The organism is Rathayibacter sp. VKM Ac-2835, from assembly GCF_013266705.1.
In the GTDB taxonomy this organism is placed as follows: domain Bacteria; phylum Actinomycetota; class Actinomycetes; order Actinomycetales; family Microbacteriaceae; genus Rathayibacter.
Window position 1 is genome coordinate 1,053,845 of the sequence record NZ_JABSNQ010000001.1, and the last position, 21,438, is coordinate 1,075,282.

Below are 21,438 nucleotides of genomic sequence, written 5' to 3' on the forward strand. Positions count from 1 at the left end.
CGAGGGGACGCGTTCCGGGCTCCCCGCGGCGATCGGAGCCCGATGCGGGTCCGTTCGGGGACGCCTCGGCCGGCCGCCCGGCTAGCTGGGCTGGTAGGGGGCGACGACGACCTCGACGCGCTGGAACTCCTTGAGGTCGGAGTAGCCGGTGGTCGCCATCGAGCGGCGGAGCGCGCCGATCAGGTTGGCGGTGCCGTTCGCGTCGGTCGCGGGGCCGTAGAGGACCTGCTCGAGCGTGCCGACGGTGCCGACCTGGACGCGGCGGCCGCGCGGGAGCTGCTGGTGGTGCGCCTCGGCGCCCCAGTGCCAGCCGCCGCCGGGAGCGTCGGTCGCGCGGGCGAGGGCGGAGCCGAGCATCACGGCGTCCGCGCCGACCGCGACGGCCTTCACGATGTCGCCGGAGGTGCCGAGGCCGCCGTCCGCGATCACGTGCACGTAGCGTCCGCCGGACTCGTCGAGGTAGTCGCGGCGAGCGCCGGCGACGTCCGCGACCGCGGTCGCCATCGGCGCCTGGATGCCCAGCGTCGCGCGGGTGGTCGAGGCCGCGCCGCCGCCGAAGCCGACGAGGACACCAGCGGCGCCGGTGCGCATCAGGTGCAGAGCGGCCGTGTAGGTCGACGCCCCGCCGACGATGACCGGCACGTCCAACTCGTAGATGAACTTCTTGAGGTTGAGGGGCTCGGTGTCCCGCGAGACGTGCTCGGCGGACACGGTCGTGCCCCGGATGACGAAGACGTCGACCCCCGCGTCGACGACCGTCTGGTACAGCTCGGCGGTGCGCTGCGGCGACAGCGCGCCCGCGACCGTCACTCCCGCCGCGCGGATCTCGGCCAGACGCGCCGTCACCAGCTCCGGCTTCACCGGCTCCGAGTAGATCTCCTGCATGCGCTGCGTCGCCCGCTCCGCCGGCAGCTCGCGGATCTCCGCCAGCAGCGGCTCCGGGTCCTCGTAGCGCGTCCACAGCCCCTCGAGGTCGAGGACGCCCAGCGCCCCCAGCCGGCCCAGCGTGATCGCCGTCGCCGGCGACACCACCGAGTCCATCGGCGCCGCGAGGATCGGAGTGCCGAACTGGTAGGCGTCGATCGCCCACTTCACCGACACCACCTCCGGATCGCGGGTCCGGCGGCTGGGGACCACCGCGATGTCGTCGAAGGCGTACGCGCGGCGAGCGCGCTTGGCGCGCCCGATCTCGATCTCCATGAGGGCGATGTTACCGGTGGCTCGCTCCTCGCTCCGCTCGTCGCTCACCCGCAGTCGGGCGGTGCTTCCTGCGCCGTGCGCCTCGCTGCGCTCGTTGCACGGCCGCAGTCGGCTCAGGCAGGTGGTCGCGTCCCGCAGAGCGTCCCGCGTCCGCGCACGCCGATCCGCTGACACGCGGATCGCCGGATAGCGCTCCCACCTTGCTGCCGAGCGTCCCTGGCGGGGCAGTCGCGGCGGGCGCAGCGCGCTCGCGCTGCCGACAGCAGCCGCAGGCGCGGCGGCGCTTCAGCGCCGCTCGCGCTGCGTCCCTCGGTCTTCCACAGGTCCGCGCGGCCCGAGTGGGAGGCGGCGGGTCGTGAGGGCGGCCCCTCCGGTGTGGTGGGCGTATGGACCGAAGGCCCATCGGGCAGAGGGGCCGCCCTCACGACCCGACGCCGACCCCCTTCAGAACCCCAGCAGCATCAGCGCCGGTAGTTCGGCGCCTCCACCACCATCTGCACATCATGCGGGTGCGACTCCTTCAGCCCCGCCGCCGTGATCCGCACGAACTTCCCCCGCTGCTTCAGCTCCGCGATCGTCCGCGCGCCGACGTAGAACATCGACTGCCGCAGCCCGCCCGCCAGCTGGTACGCCACGTTCGCGAGCGGCCCGCGATACGGCACCTGCCCCTCGATCCCCTCGGCGATGAGCTTGTCGTCGGTGGGGACGTCGGACTGGAAGTAGCGGTCCTTGGAGTAGGACGTCCGCTCGCCGCGCGTCTGCAGCGCGCCGAGCGAGCCCATCCCGCGGTAGGTCTTGAACTGCTTGCCGTTCTGGAAGACGAGGTCGCCGGGGCTCTCCTCGCAGCCGGCCAGGAGCGAGCCGAGCATGACGGTGTCGGCACCGGCGACGAGGGCCTTGGCGATGTCGCCGGAGTACTGCAGCCCGCCGTCGGCGATCACCGGGACGCCCGACTCGCGGGCGGCGAGCGACGCCTCGTAGACCGCGGTCACCTGGGGGACGCCGACGCCGGCGACGACGCGGGTGGTGCAGATGGAGCCGGGGCCGACTCCGACCTTGATGGCGTCGGCGCCCGCGTCGACGAGCGCCTGGGCGCCGGAGCGGGTGGCGACGTTGCCGCCGATGACGTCGACGCCGGCGAACGCGGGGTCGGACTTCAGGCGGCGGATGATCTCGAGCACGCCGGCGGAGTCGCCGTTGGCGGTGTCGACGACGAGCACGTCCACACCCGCGTCGAGGAGCGCGGTGGCGCGCTGCCAGGCGTCGCCGAAGAAGCCGATGGCGGCGCCGACGCGCAGGCGCCCCTCCTCGTCCTTGGTCGCGTTCGGGTACTGCTCGGACTTGTCGAAGTCCTTCACCGTGATGAGCCCGGCGAGCTTGCCCTGCGCGTCGACGAGGGGCAGCTTCTCGATCTTGTGCTGCGCGAAGAGGGCGATGACCTCGCTGTCGGGGATGCCGACGCGGCCGGTGATGAGGCCGGTGCTGGTCATCACGTCGCGGACGAGGGTGGACGCCTTCTCGAACGGCGAGACGAAGCGCATGTCGCGGTTGGTGATGATGCCGACGAGGACGCCGCTTTCGTCGACGACGGGGAGGCCGCTGATCCGGTACTGCCCGCAGAGCTCGTCGACCTGCGCGACGGTCGCGTCCGGCGTCGTGGTGACGGGGTTCGACACCATGCCGGACTCGCTGCGCTTGACGCGGTCGACCTGATCGGCCTGGTCGGCGATGGAGAGGTTGCGGTGCAGCACGCCGAGCCCGCCCTGGCGGGCCATGGCGATCGCCATCCGCGACTCGGTGACGGTGTCCATCGCCGCGGAGAGCAGCGGCGTCGCGACCGTGATGCGCTTGGTGAGCCGGGAGGCCGTGTCGGCCTCGCTCGGGATGACGTCCGTGTGCCCGGGGAGGAGCATGACGTCGTCGTAGGTGAGTCCGAGGAATCCGAAGGGATCCGGCTGGTCCATCAATGCCCCTTATGAGGTCGAGCGGGTGGCCCGGAGGTGGTGGTCGCGCATCCGGTCACGGGTGTCCCGGATGCTCAATCTTAAGCGCGCGGACGCCCCCGGTATTCCTGCCCGGCCGCCCCTCCGATGTGCTCCGGACGCGCTCGCTACCCGTGTGGGGGACGCTGGAGCGCTCTCCGCCCCGCATAATGTCGTCACGCAGTAGTGCAGGCGGGAAACACTGCCGACACATGCGGAACGTATGGTCAACCAACGTTGTTTGACGACGGCGATCCGGGCGCGCCCGAGGACCCCATCCGTCTGTGCACCCTGACGAGAGGTAGACGTCTTGCTCACAGCCAGCCGTTCGACGCGCCACAAGCGCGCGACGACCCTGCATCCGACGGACCGGGAGGCCCCCCGTGCCTAGGAGGCTCCCCACACTGCGCACGCTCCGCGACGGCATCGTCGCGCTCGGCCTGCTCGCCGCGACCCTGACCGGCGTCGCCGCGGCAGCCCCCGCAGCGACGGCCGAGACCACGGCCGACCAGTCGATCATCGCCTGGGTCCGCGTGCAGGGCACGAACGAGAACCTCGTGGGCGTGACCGTCGAGCTCGGCGGCGACGCGACCGCGACCCTCACCACGGGCGACGACGGCCGCGCCGTCTTCCCGCTCGAGGAGGCCGGCACGTTCAGCGTGACGGTCGACGAGGCGACGCTCCCCGCCGACAAGGGCTACCCCGCTGCGGGTCAGAACCCGAAGCAGGTGACGATCGTCTCCTCGCAGAACCAGATCGTGAACTTCATCGTCTCGACGGCGAACCCGATCGGCACGGGCGCGAGCGCTCCGGTGCCCAGCGACTCCGCCGCCCCGACGAGCCCCGCCACCGAGGGCACCACGGGCAACGACGCGACGAATCCGGACGGGACGTCGAGTGCGGCGAACCAGCCGGTCTCGGCGGACACCTTCTGGATCATCTTCTGGCCCAAGGTCGTCACCGGCCTGATCTTCGGACTCCTGATCGCCCTCGCGGCGATCGGCGCCTCCCTGATCTACGGCGTCACCGGGCTGAACAACTTCGCCCACGGCGAGCTGGTCACCTTCGGCGCGCTGATGGCGTACCTCTTCTCCGGCGTCTTCGGGCTGCCGGCGCTGCTCGCCATCCCGATCGCGGTGATCCTCGGCGGGGTGTTCGGCTTCGCGCAGGACGGCCTGCTCTGGAAGCCGCTGCGCAAGAAGAACATCCAGCTGATCCCGCTGATGATCGTGACCATCGGCCTGTCCCTCGCGCTGCGCTACACCTTCGTCTTCTTCTTCGGCGCGGACCGGCTCTCGCTGCCCAACAGCACGGCGCCGTTCTTCACGGTGCCGGCGCTCGGCATCAGCCTGAAGTTCACCGACCTCGTCGGCGCGGCCGTCGGCATCGTCTGCATCGTGGGCGTGGCCCTGCTGCTCACGAAGACCAAGATCGGCAAGGCGATGCGCGCGGTGTCCGACAACCGGGCCCTCGCCTCCGCCTCCGGCATCAACGTCGAGCGCGTCATCCGCGTGGTCTGGGTGCTCTCCGGAGCCCTCGCCGCGCTGGCCGGCGTCTACATCGGCTACTACCAGTCGCTGCGCTGGGACACCGGAGCGTCGATCCTGCTGCTGATCTTCGCGGCGATCACGCTCGGCGGCCTCGGCTCCGCCTACGGAGCCCTGGTCGGCTCGCTCATCATCGGCCTGATGATGAACATCTCGACGATCTGGATCCCGGAGAACCTCAAGTACGTGGCTCCGCTCGTCCTCATGATCATCATCCTGCTGGTCAGACCGCAGGGCATCCTCGGTCGCAAGGAACGGATCGGCTGACACCATGAACCTCAACTTCATCTGGCTGGCGATCGGGCAGATCGTCGATCCCACCGTCGCCGCCTACGCGCTCGCGACGATCGGCCTGGTCATCCACTTCGGATTCACCGGCCTCCTCAACTTCGGCCAGGCCGGCTTCATGGCGGTGGGCGGCTACGCCTTCGCCATCACCTCGGTCAAGTTCGAATGGCCCGTCTGGGGCTCCCTGCTCGCGACGATCGTCGCGGCGACCCTCTTCGCCCTCATCCTCGGCATCCCGACGCTGAGACTGCGGGCGGACTACCTCTCGATCGTCACCATCGCGGCGGCGGAGATCGTCCGGCTCTCGGTCAAGACGCCCGAGTTCTCGGCGGTCACCGGCGGCTCGGAGGGCATCAACGGCGCGGCGAAGGCGTTCAACGACCTCAACCCGCTCCCCGAGGGGCGCTTCGGCCTCGGCATCCTCACCTACAACCAGGACCAGTGGTGGGTCCGCATCGTCGGCTGGAGCCTGGTGCTCCTGGCCTGCCTGCTGGTCTTCCTGCTGATGCGCAGCCCCTGGGGCCGCGTCATCAAGGGCATCCGCGAGGACGAGGACGCCGTGCGCTCGCTCGGCAAGAACGTCTTCTCCTACAAGATCCAGGCCCTGATCCTCGGCGGTGTGCTGGGCGGCCTGGCCGGAGCGCTGTTCATCCTGCCGCGCTCGCTGCAGCCCGACAACTACGGCACCCAGCTGACGTTCTTCCTCTACACGATCATGCTGCTGGGCGGTGCCGCGACGGTCTTCGGACCGGTCGTCGGCTCGATCATCTTCTGGGTCGTCCTCGGTCTGACCGACGGACTGCTCACGCTCGGGATCGACACCGGGGTCCTCAACAACGACCTCATCAAGCTCACCACCGTGCAGACCGGACCGATCCGGTTCATCGTGGTGGGTGTGGCCCTCATGCTCCTGGTGATCTTCAGACCCCAGGGCATCTTCGGCAAGAAGAAGGATCTGCACTTTGCCTAAAACGCCGGTCTCGGACATCACCGAGCAGGAAATCGTCCCCGGGGTCACGAAGAAGGACCCCATCCTCGTCGCCGACGGCGTCAGCCGCCGCTTCGGCGGCCTCACCGCGGTCGACGTCGCCCACGTCGAGATCCCGCGCGGCTCGATCACAGCCCTGATCGGCCCGAACGGCGCCGGCAAGACCACGTTCTTCAACCTGCTGACGGGCTTCGACAAGCCCAACACCGGGCGCTGGAACTTCAAGGGCAAGAACCTCGCCAACGTCCCGGCGTACAAGGTGTCGCGGATGGGCATGGTGCGCACCTTCCAGCTCACCAAGGCCCTCGGCGGCATGACGGTGCTCGAGAACATGCTCCTCGGCGCCAAGGGCCAGAAGGGCGAGAACATCCTCACGTCGCTCATCCGGCCGCTGTGGTCGAAGGAGGAGGAGTCGATCGAGACCCGGGCCATCCGGCTGCTCGAGAAGTTCAAGCTCGACACCAAGAAGGACGACTACGCGTCGAGCCTCTCCGGCGGACAGAAGAAGCTGCTCGAGATGGCGCGCGCGCTGATGTCGGAGCCCGAGCTGGTCATGCTCGACGAGCCGATGGCGGGTGTGAACCCCGCACTGACGCAGTCGCTGCTCGGGCACATCGTCAATCTGAAGGACGAGGGCATGACCGTGCTCTTCGTCGAGCACGACATGCACATGGTCAACACGATCGCCGACTGGGTGATCGTGATGGCCGAGGGCAAGGTCGTCGCCGAGGGTCCGCCCTCGACCGTGATGAACGACCCCGCGGTCATCGACGCCTACCTCGGCGCCCACCACGACACCGACCTCGGCACGATCGAGGGCCAGCTCGAGGTCGCGGAGGAGATGGACTCGGACCTGGTCCGCGAGGACGTCGAGAAGCGGGCCGAGGCGGCCGGTGTCGCGGTGCCCCCGCATCACGACGACGCGCCCGCCGCGGCCACCGCTGCGCCCTCCCCCGCCGTCGCGCACGCCGCGAGCACCGCCCCCGCGACGGGCGCCCCCGCGACGGCCGCCCCCGCGGACGGCGCCCCGACGAGCATCGCGCCGACGACCGACGCTCCCGCCGTCGACTTCGGAAAGGACGAGAAGTGACCCAGAACACGCTCGAGACGCACGACCTCCACGCGGGGTACGTGCCGGGAGTCAACATCCTGAACGGGTCGAACGTCTACGTGAAGAAGGGCGAGCTCGTCGGCATCATCGGCCCCAACGGCGCCGGCAAGTCCACGCTGCTCAAGGCGATGTTCGGGCTGGTGAACATCCGCCAGGGCACGGTCCTGCTCAACGGCGAGGACATCACCGGCTTCAAGGCCGACAAACTGGTCTCGAAGGGCGTCGGCTTCGTGCCGCAGAACAACAACGTCTTCCCGTCGCTCACCATCGAGGAGAACCTCGAGATGGGCATGTACCAGAAGCCGAAGCGGTTCAAGGAGCGCCTCGAGTTCGTCACGGAGCTCTTCCCCGAGCTGACCAAGCGCCTCAAGCAGCGCTCGGGCTCCCTCTCGGGCGGCGAGCGCCAGATGGTCGCGATGTCGCGGGCGCTGATGATGGACCCGTCGATGCTGCTGCTCGACGAGCCGAGCGCCGGGCTCTCGCCGATGCGCCAGGACGAGACGTTCGTCAACGTCCAGCGGATCAACCGCGCCGGCGTCTCGATCATGATCGTCGAGCAGAACGCCCGTCGCGCCCTGCAGATCTGCGACCGCGGCTACGTGCTCGACCAGGGCCGCGACGCCTACGAGGGCCCCGGCCGCGAGCTGATGAACGACCCGAAGGTGATCGAGCTCTACCTCGGCACGCTCGCGACGACCAACGAGGTCACCACGAGCACGCCCACCGTCGGCGGCTGATCCCGCCGCACCCTCCGGGGCCCGTCGTCCGCCGCTCCGGCGGCGGCGGGCCCCGTCGTCGTCGAGGAGGAGGACCGGATGCACCGCACCGCCGCCGTGCTCGCTGTCGTGGTCGCGACGGGGCTCCTCACGGGCTGCGGGTCCGGCCCCGTCTCCGAGCTGCCGGAGGGCGTCTCCGTGGGCGTGCAGCAGAACCGCGACGACTACGGCCCTCGACGGCTCGAGGTCCTGGTGACGAACGGCTCGACCGAGCCGCTCGACGTCTGGGAGGCGCGGCTCGACTCCCCCGCCTTCACCGAGGCGGCCGGCACCGACGGCCCGACCACCGTGCGTCCGGGGACGACGACCGCGCTCCGGCTGCAGCTCGCCCCGCCCGACTGCACCGGCACCGGTGCGGAGGCCCAGGTGCGAGTGGCCTTCACGCAGGGCGAGGTCTCGGGGACGGCGCTGATCGCGCCGGACGATCCGCTCGGCAGCCTGCCGCGCATCCATGCCGAGGACTGCCTCGCGCAGCGGGTGGCGGAGGTCGTCTCGATCGTGCCCGGAGACGCCGTCACGGTCGCTCAGGAGAGCGGGACGCCCGTCGCGCACCTCGGACTGACCCTGACGCCGACGGGGGCGGACGGCGGCGTCTCCATCGCATCGATCGGGCGCACGATCCTGCTCCGCCCGGCCTCCGGCGAGGACGCCTGGCCCGTCGGCGTGCGCGTCGACTCCGGCACTGCGGCGACCCGCGTCGACCTCGCGATCGTGCCGAGCAACTGCAGCACGCACACCGTCTCGGAGGACAAGCGCGGGACGTTCCTCCCGGTCGCCGTCACCCTCGACGACGGCACGTCGGGCGTCGTCGCGATCGGGGTCTCCGACGCCGTGAGAGGGGCGCTCTACCGCTTCATCGCCCGGGACTCCTGCCACTGGGAGTGACCTGGGGGACCTCCGGGACACCGAGTCTCTCTCTCCGCCCACGTCCCCCTTCCGAGGGCCGGTCAGGAGGGCGTCGTGCCGTAATTTTGGGGACAAGAAACGTCGGCGCCCGCGGCTCCGCCCGAGTCCTCCCCACCTGATCAGGGGGCGGATCCCGGCCTCCTCGGCACCGACTCCTGCCCTCTTCCGCGGCCCCCTCCGGCGCCGCGGTCCCCGTCTTCGAAGGAGCCGACCCATGAAGAGCTACACCCCCGCCCCCGTCGCCCTCGGCGCGACCTTCGGCACCGGCGCGATCGGCGACTACGAGCGCTGGTCCGTCGTCGGCGTCTACGCGCAGGTCGTGATCGCCGAGACCACCGGCGGCAAGCGCCGCAACTACAGCCGCTCGTTCGTGACCTACCGCCTGGCCCAGGAGGCCGAGCTGCTGCGCGCCTCCTGAGCCGCACCGAGCCCTGAGCGAGCGCGCGTCCCCTCGGGGGGCGCGCGCTCGCTGCAGTGTGCGGCCCCGGGAGGGACGGAGCGGGGACCCACGATCGTCCGGTGGTGGATCTCGATACGCCCTCTCCGAGGGCCACTCGATCAGCATGGGGCGGCCCGCCTCCTCTCCGGCATGAGGCGGCCTGCCTCCCCTCCGGCATGAGGCGGCTCGCCCTCCTCGAGCACTCGCTCCACCGCGACGGGAAGCCGGCGCTTCATGCTGGTCGAGTAGCCGCGCAGCGGCGTATCGAGACCCCGGGCACGACGAAGGGGCCCGGTCGGATGACCGGGCCCCTTCGCGCGTCACGGCCGGAGCCGCGAGCGGGGTGCTAGTTCAGCGAGCCGTCGACGGTCTCCTCGAACGAGGTGACGTTGCCGGTGCCGTACTTGTAGATCGACACCGACGCCTCGGTCGGGTCGCCGTTCTCGTCCCACGAGATCGGGCCGGAGAGGCCGTCGTAGTCGATGTCCTCACCGTCGGCGAGCATCGTGGCGCAGTCGGCGAACGTGGTGCACTTCGTGCCCTCGGTCGAGACGTCCTGCAGGTTGTCGCGGATGGTCGCACCGTCCGTCGCACCGCCCGCGAGAGCGGCGAGAGCGGCGAGCACCGTGGCGTCGTACGACTCGGGGGCGTAGCTGAACACCGTCAGCGCGTCGTTCCCCTGCTCCTCGACGAGGGCCTGGAGGTTCGACTGGAACTCGTCCGACGCCTGCACACCGGGGTTGGTGAACTGCGCGCCGGCGATGTCGACGTTGGTGTCCGCGTCGGTGATGACGCCGTAGTTGCCGTCCGTGCCGTACAGGTTCGCGAAGTCGAAGCCCTTGGCGGCGAGCTGCTCCGCGATCGTGGTGATCTCGTCGAAGGAGATGACGACGAGCGCGTCCGGGTTCGGGGCGAGCAGCGAGGTCAGCGCCGAGTTGAAGTCGGTCGAGGCCGGCTCGAAGATCTCCTCGGCCGCGACGGTCGCGCCGCCCGCCTCGAGGGTCTCCTTGATGTTCGACTCGAGGCCGGTGCCGTACGCGTCGTTCAGGTACAGGATCGAGACGTTGGTCTTGCCGTCGCCGAGGATCTTGTTGCCGAGGATGCGGCCCTGGAGCACGTCCGAGGGAGCGGTGCGCCAGTAGTAGCCGTCGTCGTCGTAGGTGGTGAAGTCCGGCGAGGTGTTGGCCGGCGAGATCTGGACGACGCCCGCCTGGGTCACCTGGTCGATGAACGTCTTCGAGACGCCCGAGGAGGCCGCTCCGATGATGACGCTCGCGCCGTCGGCGATGAGCGAGGTCGCGGACTGGGTCGCGATGTCGGTCGTGGTGTCGCCGGAGTCCTTCTGCTCGACGTCGATGGTGAGGCCGGCAGCGGCGTCGTTGATGTCCTTGACGGCGAGGTCGACGCCCGCGATCTCGGGCGGGCCGAGGACGGCCAGGGTGCCCGTCTGCGGGAGGATCGTGCCGATCTTGAGGGACAGGTCGCCGGACTCGCCGCCGTCGGTGCCCGCGTCTCCGCCGCCGCCGCTGGCGCAACCGGCGAGGACGAGAGCGCTGGCGCCCAGGAAGGCGACGCCGCCGAGGGTCGCCCGGAGGGATCGCGTACGGGCCGTCCCGGCCTTCGCGTGAACGCGCATGTTTCTCCTTGAGAGGTTCTGTCGTGGGAGCGGCGCCGGAGGCAACCGCTCGGCCAACCTAACCTTCGGAGAAGCCGTGAACAATACGGGGGTGTTTCAGATGCGTTTCGCGACCTGATCGTTACTTTTCGTCGTGGGAGCGCTCTGCGGCGACGCGATCCGCAGGTCGGGCCGTCGCGCGGCGCCTCCGGCGCTCGGCCGAGACGAGGTCGACTGAGAAGATCGCCAGGGCCGCCCAGACCAGCGCGAACCCGACCCAGCGCTCCGGCGGCATCTCCTCGTGCAGGACGAACGCGCCGACGACGAACTGCAGCACCGGCGTCAGGTACTGGATGAAGCCGACGATCGAGAGCGGGAGTCGCCGTGCCGCCCCGGCGAAGAGCAGCAGCGGGACGGCAGTGACGATGCCGGCCGAGGCGAGGATGAGCGCGTGCCCCGTCCCCTCGGTGCCGAGCGTCAGCCCGACCATCGAGCCGACCACCAGCAGCTGCACGATCGCGAGCGGCGTGAGCCAGAGCGTCTCGAGCGTGAGGCCGCTCACCGCGTCCATCCGTCCGCCGACGCGGCTCTTCACCAGGCCGTAGAGGCCGAAGGAGAACGCGAGCGCCAGCGAGACCCAGGGGAAGGAGCCGTAGCCGACGGCGATGACGAGGACGGCGACGGCGCTGATCCCCATCGCGACCCACTGCGCCGGGCGGAGCCGCTCGCGGAGCACGATCACGCCGAGCAGCACCGTCACGAGCGGGTTCATGAAGTAGCCCAGCGCCGCTTCGATCACGTGGCCGGTGGTCGTCGCGATGACGTAGACCTGCCAGTTGATGTAGATCAGCACACCGGCGATCGCCATCACGCCCAGCAGCCTCGGCTCGCGGAAGAGGGCTGTGAAGCCGTGCCAGCTGCGGGTCACCGTCAGCAGGAGCAGGCAGAAGACCAACGAGAAGAGCACCCGCAGCGCGACGATCTCGAACGGCGAGGCGGGCGCCATCGCGATGAAGTAGAGCGGCATCGCGCCCCACAGCAGGTAGGCGGAGAAGCCGAACCACAGGCCGGTCGACGACAGCGCTCCACCGGAGCCCTTCACCGGGAGCGCCTCGACGCCCTCGCCGGCCGCGGCGTCGCTCGTCGTCAGCGAGGCGGGGTCGGCGGGGAGGCGGGAGGCGGGCACCCGTCCGATGCTACGCAGGACGCGGACCCGCCGACCGCCCGGAACGGTCACCCGACGTCAGGATCAGGCCACCGGTCGCGAAGAGGACCGGGGGCGCACGACGAAGGGCCCGGCGACTCCTGTCGCCGGGCCCACTGCGCTGGACGACGAAGGGCCCGGCGACTGTCGTCGCCGGGCCCTTCGGGGATCCGTCTCTAGCGGACGACGACCGCGAGGACGTCGCGAGCGGAGAGGACCAGGAGGTCGTCTCCACCGAACTTGACCTCGGTTCCGCCGTACTTGGAGTAGATGACCTTGTCACCGACGGCCACGTCGAGCGGGACGCGGTTGCCGTTGTCGTCGATGCGGCCGGGGCCGACGGCGACGACTTCGCCCTCCTGGGGCTTCTCCTTGGCGGTGTCGGGGATGACGAGACCGGAAGCAGTGACCTGCTCGGCCTCGACCTGCTTGATGACGATGCGATCTTCGAGCGGCTTGATGGACACCGACACGGTTGACCTCTTTCTTGACGACGACGGGGGCGGAGCGCCGCCGTTGGCAGACACGCTCCGAGAGTGCTAGCTCCACTGTAGAGGCTCCGCTGGCACTCGTGCAATCAGAGTGCCAGGCAGGCGCGCCGCGACGGTCGGAGACGGTGGCCTAGCATGGCCGGATGCAACGCGCCGAGCTGGTCGAGCTCCTCTCCCCCGAGGGCCTCCGGCTCCTCGACTCGCTCGACGGCTACCGCGCGGACGACCTGGTGCGCGCCGTCGCGACGCTCCGCTCCGCGGGCCACTCCCCCGGACTGGTCTCGGCCGTGCTGACCCAGGCGCGGCTGCGCGCGAAGGCCACCGGGAAGTTCGGCGAGTTCGCGCGGTCGATGCTCTTCACCGACGCCGGACTCGAGCAGGCCACCCGGCTCCGGGTCGCGGCGCTGCACGCCGGCCGGTTCTCCTCCGCCGGCCTCACCCGCATCGCCGACCTCGGCAGCGGCATCGGCGGCGACGCCCTGGCGATGGCGGCCATCGACCTCGAGGTCACCGCCGTCGACGCGGACGAGATCACCGCCACCCTGGCCAGCTTCAATCTCGCCCCGTTCCCCTCCGCGCAGGCCGTGCACGGCGACGCCGAGGCGTTCGACCTGGACGGCTTCGACGCCGTCTACCTCGATCCGGCCCGCCGCACCGCCGGCCACCGGGAGACCCGGCGCCTCGACGATCCCGACGACTACTCGCCCTCGCTCGACTTCGCCTTCGGGCTGGCGGAGGCGCGGCCCGTCGGCGTGAAGCTCGGGCCGGGCTTCGACCGCGAGCGGATCCCCGCGGACGCGGAGGCGCAGTGGGTGTCGGTCGACGGCGAGCTGGTCGAGACGGGGCTCTGGTTCGGTCCGCTGGCCCGGCCGGGCGTGCGCCGCTCCGCGCTCCTGCTCGGGGCGACCGGCGCCGTCGAGCTCACCGCGCCGGCCGACAGCGAGGACGAGGAGGTGGGCGACCTCGGCGCCTTCGTCCACGAGCCGGACGGGTCGGCCATCCGCGCGCGCCTGCTCGGCGAGCTGGCCCGCACCAGCGGCTCGCGCATGCTCTCGCCGGGCATCGCCTACCTCACGGGTGACCAGCCGGCCGTCTCGCCGTTCCTCCGCAGCTTCCGCGTGCTCGCGGAGCTGCCCCTGGACGAGCGCACCCTCGCGCGCGAGCTGCGCGCCCGCGGCATCGGAGTCCTGGAGATCAAGAAGCGCGGGGTCGACGTCGATCCCGCACGCTTCCGCAGGAGGCTCGGCCTCGCGGGGCGGGGCAGCGCCGTCCTGATCCTCACGAGGATCCAGGGGCGCCACCGCGCCCTGCTGGCCGAGCGCGTGTCCTGAGACCGACCGCTGCCGCCTAGAGCCCGCCGGGGGAGCTCGCCGCGTCCAGCGCGAGCGCGAGGAGCACGATCGTGACGGCCAGGTAGATCAGCGAGATCACGACGCCGGCGATGCCGGTGATGATCGCGGTCAGCCCGAGACCGCGGGCACCCGGCTCGCGACGGCGACCGAGGAAGCCGAGCACGATCGCGGGCGCCGAGAGGATGAAGCCGAAGCCCCAGCCGAAGATCGAGATCACCAGGCCCACGATGCCGAGGATCATGCCGGTGAGGCTCAGCGTCTTGGGCACCGTCGTGGGCGCCGGGACGTAGGCGTACTGCGGCGGCGCGGCGGTCGGGGCCGGCGGGAGCGGCGTCCCGTAGGCGGGCGGCGGGGTGTCGCGAACGCCCTGGCCGGGGGCCGCCGGGGCTCCGGCGGAGTACGCGGGCGGGGCCGGGGGCGCCGGGGGCACGGGAGGAGCAGGGGGGACGGGAGGGCGACCCGGTCGGTCGTCGGAACCGGGCTGGCTGCTGTCGCTCATGCCTCGAAGTCTAGGACGAGGTCGCCGCCCCGCTCAGGCCGGGAGGTAGCCGTCCGTCCGGAGCCCGCCGACGAAGGCCGAGTAGGCCAGAGCGCCGACGAGCAGCAGCACGAGCGCGAGGTAGCCGAGGAGGAAGCCGGCGATCGCGAGTCCGCGGCCGCGCTGCCCCGAGCGGCGCGCCTGGGCGAAGCCGACGTGACCGAGGACGATCGCGGCGGGGGCGAGACCGAGGATGCCGCAGATCAGGGCGGCGACGGCCAGGCCGTTCAGCGGCGGGCGCGGTGCGGGGGCACCGGGGCGGCCGTCGCCGTCGGCAGACCCGTCGGGCGCGACGGCGGAGCCGGATTCCCCGGTTCCCGCCGCCTCCGGCCGCTCCGTCGGGGGCGCGTACTCCGGCGACGGCGGGACGGAGGGCGGCGCGTACCGCGGCGGCGGTGCCGCCGACCCCGCTGCCGGATCGCCGGTGGTGTCGTCGTTCACGTCGCCCTCCTCGCGCACGTCACGTCCCGCCCGATGGGGCGCGGGACGCTGTCGATCAGTAGTCCGTCGTCGTGCTCGCCAGGCCCGCGATCGAGAACAGGGCGACGACGGAGATGATGGTGACGATGATGGCGACGAAGCCGATCACGACAGCGGCGATGGCGAGGCCGCGACCGCGCTCGCCGGTCCGCTTGATCTGCGACAGGGCGATGAAGCCGAGGACGATGCCGACGATCGAGACGAAGAACGAGGCGATGAAGCCGATGATCGCCAGGATGTTGTAGCGGTCGGACGCGGGCGTGTACGGAGTGGTCATGGCGGATCCCCCTTGATCAGGAACGAGTGAGTGGGCTCACTGTGGCAGTGTCCCCGCTGGGCTGTCAAAAGGCTGGACGGTGCTTGTGACACAGCGCGACGGTGCGGTAGCCCGATCAGCGGACCTGGATCTCGGTGACGGGCAGCGTCGAATCGGCACCGAAGGAGAGGCTCGACGGAGGGTGTCGGGCCTCGATCAGCTGGGCGCCGAGGGCGGCGATCATCGCGCCGTTGTCCGTGCAGAGCGACAGCGCGGGGATCCGCAGAGCGATGCCCGCCGCCGCGCAGCGCTCCTCGGCCAGCTCGCGGACACGGGCGTTGGCGACCACTCCCCCGCCGAGCAGCAGCCGCGGCACCCCGCGGTCGACGCAGGCCGCGACCGCCTTGGTCAGGAGCACATCCGCCACCGCCTCGCGGAAGCTGGCGGCGACGTCGGCGATCGGGACCTCCGCGCCGGCGTCCTGGCGCTTCTCCACCCAGCGCGCGACCGCGGTCTTGAGCCCCGAGAAGGAGAAGTCGTAGCGGTGCTTCTCCCGGTCCTTGGGGAGGGTGAGGCCGCGCGGGAAGCGGATCGCCTTCGGATCGCCATCGGCGGCGACGCGGTCGATCTGCGGGCCGCCGGGGTAGGGCAGGCCGAGCACGCGCGCGACCTTGTCGAACGCCTCGCCGGCCGCGTCGTCGATGGTCTCGCCGAGCAGCTCGACGTCCGAGACGAGGTCGCGCACGTGCAGGAGCGACGTGTGCCCGCCCGAGACGAGCAGCGCGATCGTCGGCACCTCCACCGGGCTGCCGGTGCTGCCGTCGGCGCGCAGGACGTCGGCGCCGACGTGCCCGACGAGGTGGTTGACGGCGTAGAGCGGCTTCCCCAGCGAGACCGCCAGCGCCTTCGCTGCGCCGACGCCGACCATCAGCGCGCCCGACAGGCCGGGGCCGCTCGTGACCGCGATCGCGTCCAGCTCCTGCAGCGAGACGCCGGCCTCGGCGAGCGCCGTGCGCAGCGTCGGCTCGAGCGCCTCGAGGTGCGCGCGGGCGGCGACCTCGGGCACCACGCCGCCGTAGCGGGCGTGCTCCTCCATCGACGAGGCGATGGTGTTGGCGAGCAGCGTCGTGCCGCGGACGATGCCGATCCCGGTCTCGTCGCAGCTGGTCTCGATGCCGAGGACGAGCGGACCGGCGGTCATGACGACTCCTGTCGAGGGGCGGGGATCGGCGCGCGCATCACGAGCGCGTCGACCCCGTCGGGCTGGTAGTAGGCGGGGCGGACCCCGATCTCCTCGAAGCCCTCCGAGCGGTAGAGCGACTGGGCGGCGGGGTTGTCGGCGCGGACCTCGAGGAAGACCTCGCGGGCGCCGCGCTCGGCGGCGGTGGCGACGAGGGCGCGCAGCAGGCGTCGACCGAGCCCCGTGCGGCGGGCGGAGGCGAGCACCGCGATGGTCTGCACGTCGCCCTCGTGCGCGCCGACCGGGCAGAGGAGCCCGGCGTAGCCGACCAGCTCGCCCGCGTCCTCGGCGACGAGGTAGCGGGTGTGCCGGCTCCGGATCTCCTCGCGCATCATCGTGCGCGACCACGCGTCGCTGGTGAACTCCGACTCCTCGATCGCCATGATCGCGTCGAGGTCGTCGACGGTGGCGTCGCGCAGCTCGGCGCTCACGCGGTGACCCGCTTCGGGCCGGCCGAGAGCGTGACGTCGGGCGAGCGGAGGTAGAGCGGCTCGTCCGCCGCGGGAGCGCGGCCGGCCGCGCGGGTGAGAGCGGCGACCACGCCCAGCTCGGCGGCGGACACCGTCTCCGCCTCGAGGCGGGGCAGCTCGGGGAAGGGCAGCGCCGGCGGCTTGTCGAGGCCGGGTCCGGCGGTGCGGACGGGGAGGCCCTGCTCGTCGAGGCCGGCGTAGGCACTCCAGTAGAGCTCGCGGCGGCGCGCGTCGGTGACGACGAGGAAGCCGTCGGCGCGGCCGTGGCGCAGCGCGCCGAGCGCGACCGCGTCGTGCGAGACGACCGGGAGGGTGGGCACGTCGCGGCCGAACGCGAAGGCGCGGGCCGCGGCGATGCCGACTCGGAGGCCCGTGAAGGGGCCGGGGCCCATGCCCACGGCGACGGCCGCGATCGCGTCGGGGCCGACGCCCGCCGCCTCGAGGGCCTCCTGGATCAGCCGGCCGACGACCTCGGCGTGCCGCATGGTGTCGGTCTCGGTGCGCTCGGCGCGGACCACGCCGTCGGTGCCGACGACGGCGACGGAGGTACCGGAGGAGGTGTCGATCGCGAGCAGCACCCTGACAGGCTACCCGCGGGCGACGGGGCACCGGCCGCGGAGCCTGCGGCGCTCCCTGTGCTGGTCGAGCAGCCGCGCAGCGGCGTCTCGGGACCCGCCGTGAGCAGAGCGGTCAGGACCAGCCCGTGCCGCGGAAGCGCACCGTGCGCGGCTCGATCGGCTCCTCGCCGTCCTCGGCGTCGGAGCCGCCGGTCGGACGCTCGAGGACGACGTCGAGCCACGACTCCGCCACGCCGTCGAGCAGCCCGGCGCCCCACTCCACCACGACGACCGAGTGCTCGAGGTCGAGATCGAGATCGTCCAGCTCCACGGCGGAGCCGACGCGGTAGGCGTCCACGTGCACGAGCGGCGGCCCGCCGTGCAGCGGAGGATGCGTCCGCGCGATCACGAAGGTCGGGCTGGTGACCGGCCCGCGCACGCCGAGCCCGTCACCGAGGCCGCGGGTGAAGGTCGTCTTGCCCGCGCCGAGCGGCCCGGTCAGCACCAGCAGGTCGCCGGCGCGCAGCACCTGCCCGAGGGAGCGGCCGAGCTCCTCCATCGCCTCCGGATCCGCGATCTCGACGGTGCGGTCGGCGAACCAGCCGCGCTCAGGCACGGGCGCCTCCCGCGGGGCCGCCGACCGTCCTGCGCGGGACGCGGTGCCCGATCCGGGTGACCAGCTCGTAGTCGATCGTCCCGCACCATCGCGCCCACTCGTCGACCGAGGGGACGCCGGTGGTCGGGTCGCCCCAGAGGGTCACCGGGTCGCCGACCGCGACGCGAGCGTCGCCGACGTCGACCACGAACTGGTCCATCGCGACCCGTCCGGCGATGCGGTGGCGGCGCCCGCCGATCGACACCTCGGCGACACCGGACGCGGCGCGCGGGATCCCGTCCGCGTAGCCGAACGGCACCAGCGCGAGCGTCGTCTCGCCGGCGGCCCGGTAGGCGTAGTCGTAGCTGACCCCCGTTCCGGCGGGAACCCGGCGCAGTCCGGCGACGCGGCCCTGCAGAGTCATCGCCGGCACCAGGCCGAGCCCGAGGGACGTCTCGTCGTCGAACGGCGACAGCCCGTACACGCCGATGCCGGTGCGCACCTGGTCCAGGCGCGCCTCCGGCAGGCGGAGCGCGGCGGCCGTCGCGGCGAGATGCACCAGCGGCGCCGGCGTCCCGTGCGCGCGCAGCACCTCCTCCGCCCGGCGCAGTCCCGCGAGCTGCGCCAGGTCCTCCTCGCGCGAGGTGTTCGAGAGGTGCGAGAACAGACCGGTGAGCTGCAGCGAGCCGCGCGCCGCGTGCCGGGCGAGCGACTGCGCGAGCGGCGCCCACTCCGCCTCCGGCGCCCCGTTGCGGCTCAGACCGGTGTCGACCTTCAGCTGCACCGCGCCGCGCACGCCGCGGTCCTCGGCGGCCTGCGCGAGCCGGTCGAGCTGCGCGACTGAGGACACGGCGACCTCGATGCCGTGCTCGAGGGCGGTGTCGAAGTCCTGCTCGGGGTCGTGCAGCCAGCAGAGCACAGGCGCGAGGATCCCGGCCTCGCGGAGCGCCACCGCCTCCTCGAGATCGGCGGTGCCGAGCGCGTCCGCCCCGCCGGCGAGCGCCGCCTGCGCCACCGCGAGCGCGCCGTGTCCGTAGGCGTTCGCCTTGACGACCGCCATCAGCCGGGGTGCGGCCGTCAGCGCCCGGAGCCGCGCCGTGTTCGCCGCGACGGCGTCCAGGTCGATCAGCGCCTCGCGGTAGGCGAGCGGCGCGATCACGACTCGGCCACCACGAACGCGCAGGCGATGCCGGCGTCGTGGCTCATCGAGAGGTGCACGCGGACGATCCCCCGCGACTCGGCCGCCGCGCGAGCCGCCCCGTGCAGGGCGAAGGAGGGGTTCCCGTGCTCGTCGCGCTCGACCACCATGTCGTGCCAGCGCGCCCCGGCCGAATCGCCGAGCGCCTTGATCAGCGCCTCCTTGGCCGCGAACCGCCCCGCCAGCGACGCCGTCGGGAGATCGCGTTCGCTCTCGGCGAACAACCGCTCCCGCAGTCGCGGGGTGCGCGTGATCGCCCGCTCGAAGCGCGCGAGATCCACCACGTCCACGCCGATCCCGACGATCACGGCAGGGTCACTCGACCGTGACCGACTTGGCGAGGTTCCGCGGCTGGTCGACGTCGAGGCCCTTGGCGGAGGCGAGCTCCATCGCGAACATCTGCAGCGGCGTGACGGCGAGCAGCGGCTCGAACAGCGGGTCGGCCAGCGGGATCGGCACGACCTCGTCGGCGATCTGGATGGCGGCGGCATCGCCCTGCTCCGCGATCGCGATGACCCGGGCGCCGCGCGCCTTGATCTCCTGGATGTTCGAGATCACCTTGCGCTGCAGCTCGTACGACTCGCTCGGGCTCGGCACGATGACGAAGACGACCTGTCCCGGCTCGATCAGCGCGATCGGCCCGTGCTTCAGCTCGCCCGCGGCGAAGCCCTCGGCGTGGATGTAGGCCAGCTCCTTGAGCTTGAGCGCGCCCTCGAGGGCCACCGGGTAGCCCACGTGGCGGCCGAGGAAGAGCACCGCGCGGGTGTCCGCCATCCAGCCGGCGAGCTGGGCGATCGCCTCCGAGGCGTCCAGCACGCGCGAGAGCTTCTCCGGGATGGCCGCGAGCTGCGCGGCCTGCGAGGCGATCAGCTCGGGCGAGGCGGCACCGCGGACAGCGGCCAGGTGCAGACCGAAGAGGTACAGCGCCGCGATCTGCGCGACGAACGCCTTGGTCGAGGCGACCGCGACCTCCGGACCGGCGTGGGTGTAGAGCACGGCGTCGGACTCGCGCGGGATCGTCGCGCCCTGGGTGTTGCAGACGGAGAGCGTCTTGGCGCCCTTCTCCCGGGCGTACTTCACGGCCATCAGCGTGTCCATGGTCTCGCCGGACTGGCTGATCGAGACGACCAGCGTGCGCGGCGTCAGCACCGGGTCGCGGTAGCGGAACTCGTGGCTCAGCTCGACCTCGACGGGCACGCGCGCCCACTTCTCGATCGCGTACTTCGCGACCATGCCGGAGTAGGCGGCGGTGCCGCAGGCGATCACGGTGATCCGGTCGATGTCCGCGAGGGTGGCGTCGAGCGCCGCGAGCTCGGGCAGCACGACCACGCCGTCCTGGATGCGGCCGAGCAGCGTCTTGGCGACGGCCTCCGGGCCCTCGCTGATCTCCTTGGCCATGAAGCTCGACCAGCCGCCCTTCTCGGAGGCGGACGCGTCCCAGGCGATCTCGAAGGGCTCGGTCTCGACGGGGTTGCCGAAGAAGTCGGTGACGGTGACGAGTTCGGGCGTGATCGTGACGATCTGGTCCTGCCCGATCGCGACCGCGCGGCGGGTGAACTCGACGAACGCGGCGACGTCGGAGCCGAGGAAGTTCTCCCCGTCGCCGAGGCCGATCACGAGCGGCGAGTTGCGGCGGGCGCCCACGACGACACCCGGCTGGTCCTGGTGCAGCGCGAGGAGCGTGAACGCGCCCTCGAGGCGGGCGACGACGGCCTGGAAGGCGAGCACCAGGTCGCCGGTGCGGCGGTGCTCCCGCGCGATCAGGTGCGCGGCGACCTCGGTGTCGGTCTCGCTCTCGAAGACCGCGCCCTCGGCGAGCAGCTCCTCCTTGAGCGGCTGGAAGTTCTCGATGATGCCGTTGTGGATGACGGCCAGGCGCCCGTCGTCCGCGAGGTGCGGGTGCGCGTTGCGGTCGGTCGGGCCGCCGTGCGTCGCCCAGCGGGTGTGCCCGATGCCGGTCGTGCCCTGCGCGATCGGGTGCGCCTCGAGGTCGTCGACCAGGACGCTGAGCTTGCCGGAGCGCTTGCGGCTGTCGATCCGGCCGTCGGCGTCGATCACGGCCACACCGGCGGAGTCGTACCCGCGGTACTCCAGTCGCTTCAGTCCCCCGAGCAGCACGGCCAGGCTGTCGCGCGCGCCGACGTATCCAACGATTCCACACATGCGCTCGATCCTAATCGCGCGCGGGGGCGCTCCCGCGGCGAC

Annotated in this window: 22 protein-coding genes; 7 read left to right on the top strand and 15 right to left on the bottom strand. The window is 71.9% G+C overall.

Going from position 1 to position 21,438, the window contains the following annotated elements:
• Positions 1 to 81 precede the first annotated feature (81 nt).
• Both HRK28_RS04905 and guaB read right to left on the bottom strand, forming a co-directional pair.
• A complete protein-coding gene (locus tag HRK28_RS04905) occupies positions 82 to 1,200 on the bottom strand; it encodes a GuaB3 family IMP dehydrogenase-related protein (RefSeq protein WP_173250592.1) in 1,119 nt (372 codons plus the stop codon).
• 461 nt (positions 1,201 to 1,661) lie between these two features.
• Complete coding sequence (guaB, locus tag HRK28_RS04910) at positions 1,662 to 3,164, bottom strand: IMP dehydrogenase (RefSeq protein WP_173250593.1); 1,503 nt, start codon at positions 3,162 to 3,164, stop codon at positions 1,662 to 1,664.
• A 401-nt stretch (positions 3,165 to 3,565) separates the two neighbouring features.
• Here guaB and HRK28_RS04915 point away from each other — a divergent pair, with 401 nt between their 5' ends.
• The 6 genes from HRK28_RS04915 (at position 3,566) to HRK28_RS04940 (ending at position 9,216) form a co-directional block, all read left to right on the top strand.
• On the top strand, positions 3,566 to 4,996 hold the full coding sequence (locus tag HRK28_RS04915) for a branched-chain amino acid ABC transporter permease (protein WP_244231781.1): 1,431 nt from the start codon (positions 3,566 to 3,568) through the stop codon (positions 4,994 to 4,996).
• 4 nt (positions 4,997 to 5,000) lie between these two features.
• Entirely contained in the window at positions 5,001 to 5,987 is a 987-nt protein-coding gene (locus tag HRK28_RS04920; RefSeq protein ID WP_160087676.1) for a branched-chain amino acid ABC transporter permease, read from the top strand.
• On the top strand, positions 5,980 to 7,095 hold the full coding sequence (locus HRK28_RS04925) for an ABC transporter ATP-binding protein (RefSeq protein ID WP_173250594.1): 1,116 nt from the start codon (positions 5,980 to 5,982) through the stop codon (positions 7,093 to 7,095). The genes HRK28_RS04920 and HRK28_RS04925 overlap by 8 nt, the downstream gene beginning before the upstream one ends.
• Entirely contained in the window at positions 7,092 to 7,853 is a 762-nt protein-coding gene (locus HRK28_RS04930) for an ABC transporter ATP-binding protein (protein ID WP_160087671.1), read from the top strand. Before HRK28_RS04925 ends, HRK28_RS04930 begins: the two co-directional genes overlap by 4 nt.
• A 78-nt stretch (positions 7,854 to 7,931) precedes the next feature.
• Positions 7,932 to 8,777: a hypothetical protein gene (locus HRK28_RS04935; protein WP_173250595.1), complete on the top strand. Its 846-nt coding sequence runs from the start codon at positions 7,932 to 7,934 to the stop codon at positions 8,775 to 8,777.
• A gap of 235 nt (positions 8,778 to 9,012) precedes the next feature.
• Entirely contained in the window at positions 9,013 to 9,216 is a 204-nt protein-coding gene (locus tag HRK28_RS04940) for a hypothetical protein (protein ID WP_123445088.1), read from the top strand.
• 367 nt (positions 9,217 to 9,583) lie between these two features.
• On the opposite strand, the gene HRK28_RS04945 is transcribed toward HRK28_RS04940, so the two are convergent.
• From HRK28_RS04945 to groES, 3 genes are all read right to left on the bottom strand, one after another.
• Positions 9,584 to 10,873, bottom strand: a complete 1,290-nt coding sequence (locus HRK28_RS04945; RefSeq protein ID WP_160087667.1) for an ABC transporter substrate-binding protein — start codon at positions 10,871 to 10,873, stop codon at positions 9,584 to 9,586.
• A 121-nt stretch (positions 10,874 to 10,994) separates the two neighbouring features.
• Positions 10,995 to 11,954 (bottom strand): EamA family transporter RarD, encoded by a 960-nt coding sequence (gene rarD / locus HRK28_RS04950; RefSeq protein WP_367948366.1) that lies wholly within the window; start codon positions 11,952 to 11,954, stop codon positions 10,995 to 10,997.
• A gap of 278 nt (positions 11,955 to 12,232) precedes the next feature.
• Complete coding sequence (groES, locus tag HRK28_RS04955) at positions 12,233 to 12,529, bottom strand: co-chaperone GroES (RefSeq protein WP_068251574.1); 297 nt, start codon at positions 12,527 to 12,529, stop codon at positions 12,233 to 12,235.
• A gap of 161 nt (positions 12,530 to 12,690) precedes the next feature.
• Here groES and HRK28_RS04960 point away from each other — a divergent pair, with 161 nt between their 5' ends.
• Positions 12,691 to 13,878 carry a class I SAM-dependent methyltransferase gene (locus HRK28_RS04960; protein ID WP_173250596.1) on the top strand — a complete coding sequence of 396 codons (1,188 nt, stop codon included), beginning with the start codon at positions 12,691 to 12,693 and terminating at the stop codon, positions 13,876 to 13,878.
• A gap of 16 nt (positions 13,879 to 13,894) precedes the next feature.
• Here the strand turns inward: HRK28_RS04960 and HRK28_RS04965 are convergent, their stop codons facing one another.
• The 10 genes from HRK28_RS04965 to glmS form a co-directional block, all read right to left on the bottom strand.
• Positions 13,895 to 14,398: a DUF4190 domain-containing protein gene (locus HRK28_RS04965; protein WP_173250597.1), complete on the bottom strand. Its 504-nt coding sequence runs from the start codon at positions 14,396 to 14,398 to the stop codon at positions 13,895 to 13,897.
• 33 nt (positions 14,399 to 14,431) lie between these two features.
• Positions 14,432 to 14,878 carry a DUF4190 domain-containing protein gene (locus HRK28_RS20725; RefSeq protein WP_160087661.1) on the bottom strand — a complete coding sequence of 149 codons (447 nt, stop codon included), beginning with the start codon at positions 14,876 to 14,878 and terminating at the stop codon, positions 14,432 to 14,434.
• Positions 14,879 to 14,933: 55 nt separating this feature from the next.
• Positions 14,934 to 15,194, bottom strand: a complete 261-nt coding sequence (locus HRK28_RS04975) for a DUF4190 domain-containing protein (RefSeq protein ID WP_160087659.1) — start codon at positions 15,192 to 15,194, stop codon at positions 14,934 to 14,936.
• 115 nt (positions 15,195 to 15,309) lie between these two features.
• Positions 15,310 to 16,374 (bottom strand): tRNA (adenosine(37)-N6)-threonylcarbamoyltransferase complex transferase subunit TsaD, encoded by a 1,065-nt coding sequence (gene tsaD / locus HRK28_RS04980; protein WP_173250598.1) that lies wholly within the window; start codon positions 16,372 to 16,374, stop codon positions 15,310 to 15,312.
• Entirely contained in the window at positions 16,371 to 16,844 is a 474-nt protein-coding gene (gene rimI, locus HRK28_RS04985; protein WP_160087655.1) for a ribosomal protein S18-alanine N-acetyltransferase, read from the bottom strand. Before rimI ends, tsaD begins: the two co-directional genes overlap by 4 nt.
• On the bottom strand, positions 16,841 to 17,461 hold the full coding sequence (gene tsaB, locus HRK28_RS04990; protein WP_160087653.1) for a tRNA (adenosine(37)-N6)-threonylcarbamoyltransferase complex dimerization subunit type 1 TsaB: 621 nt from the start codon (positions 17,459 to 17,461) through the stop codon (positions 16,841 to 16,843). Before tsaB ends, rimI begins: the two co-directional genes overlap by 4 nt.
• A gap of 112 nt (positions 17,462 to 17,573) precedes the next feature.
• Positions 17,574 to 17,999 (bottom strand): tRNA (adenosine(37)-N6)-threonylcarbamoyltransferase complex ATPase subunit type 1 TsaE, encoded by a 426-nt coding sequence (gene tsaE / locus HRK28_RS04995; protein ID WP_160091230.1) that lies wholly within the window; start codon positions 17,997 to 17,999, stop codon positions 17,574 to 17,576.
• Between the two features lie 49 nt (positions 18,000 to 18,048).
• Entirely contained in the window at positions 18,049 to 19,194 is a 1,146-nt protein-coding gene (alr, locus tag HRK28_RS05000; RefSeq protein WP_173250599.1) for an alanine racemase, read from the bottom strand.
• Entirely contained in the window at positions 19,191 to 19,541 is a 351-nt protein-coding gene (locus tag HRK28_RS05005) for a holo-ACP synthase (protein ID WP_173250600.1), read from the bottom strand. Before HRK28_RS05005 ends, alr begins: the two co-directional genes overlap by 4 nt.
• Positions 19,542 to 19,548: 7 nt before the next feature.
• Positions 19,549 to 21,396, bottom strand: a complete 1,848-nt coding sequence (gene glmS / locus HRK28_RS05010; protein ID WP_173250601.1) for a glutamine--fructose-6-phosphate transaminase (isomerizing) — start codon at positions 21,394 to 21,396, stop codon at positions 19,549 to 19,551.
• Between the last annotated feature and the right edge of the window lie 42 nt (positions 21,397 to 21,438).

Bases quoted from the DNA above. Each gene is read 5' to 3' on its own strand.
- HRK28_RS04905 (WP_173250592.1), bottom strand. From the start codon at position 1,200: ATGGAGATCGAGATCGGGCGCGCCAAGCGCGCTCGCCGCGCGTACGCC.
- guaB (WP_173250593.1), bottom strand. From the start codon at position 3,164: ATGGACCAGCCGGATCCCTTCGGATTCCTCGGACTCACCTACGACGAC.
- HRK28_RS04920 (WP_160087676.1), top strand. From the start codon at position 5,001: ATGAACCTCAACTTCATCTGGCTGGCGATCGGGCAGATCGTCGATCCC.
- HRK28_RS04935 (WP_173250595.1), top strand. From the start codon at position 7,932: ATGCACCGCACCGCCGCCGTGCTCGCTGTCGTGGTCGCGACGGGGCTC.
- HRK28_RS04940 (WP_123445088.1), top strand. From the start codon at position 9,013: ATGAAGAGCTACACCCCCGCCCCCGTCGCCCTCGGCGCGACCTTCGGC.
- HRK28_RS04945 (WP_160087667.1), bottom strand. From the start codon at position 10,873: ATGCGCGTTCACGCGAAGGCCGGGACGGCCCGTACGCGATCCCTCCGG.
- HRK28_RS04960 (WP_173250596.1), top strand. From the start codon at position 12,691: ATGCAACGCGCCGAGCTGGTCGAGCTCCTCTCCCCCGAGGGCCTCCGG.
- HRK28_RS04965 (WP_173250597.1), bottom strand. From the start codon at position 14,398: ATGAGCGACAGCAGCCAGCCCGGTTCCGACGACCGACCGGGTCGCCCT.
- HRK28_RS04975 (WP_160087659.1), bottom strand. From the start codon at position 15,194: ATGACCACTCCGTACACGCCCGCGTCCGACCGCTACAACATCCTGGCG.
- tsaD (WP_173250598.1), bottom strand. From the start codon at position 16,374: ATGACCGCCGGTCCGCTCGTCCTCGGCATCGAGACCAGCTGCGACGAG.
- tsaE (WP_160091230.1), bottom strand. From the start codon at position 17,999: ATGGAGGAGCTCGGCCGCTCCCTCGGGCAGGTGCTGCGCGCCGGCGAC.
- glmS (WP_173250601.1), bottom strand. From the start codon at position 21,396: ATGTGTGGAATCGTTGGATACGTCGGCGCGCGCGACAGCCTGGCCGTG.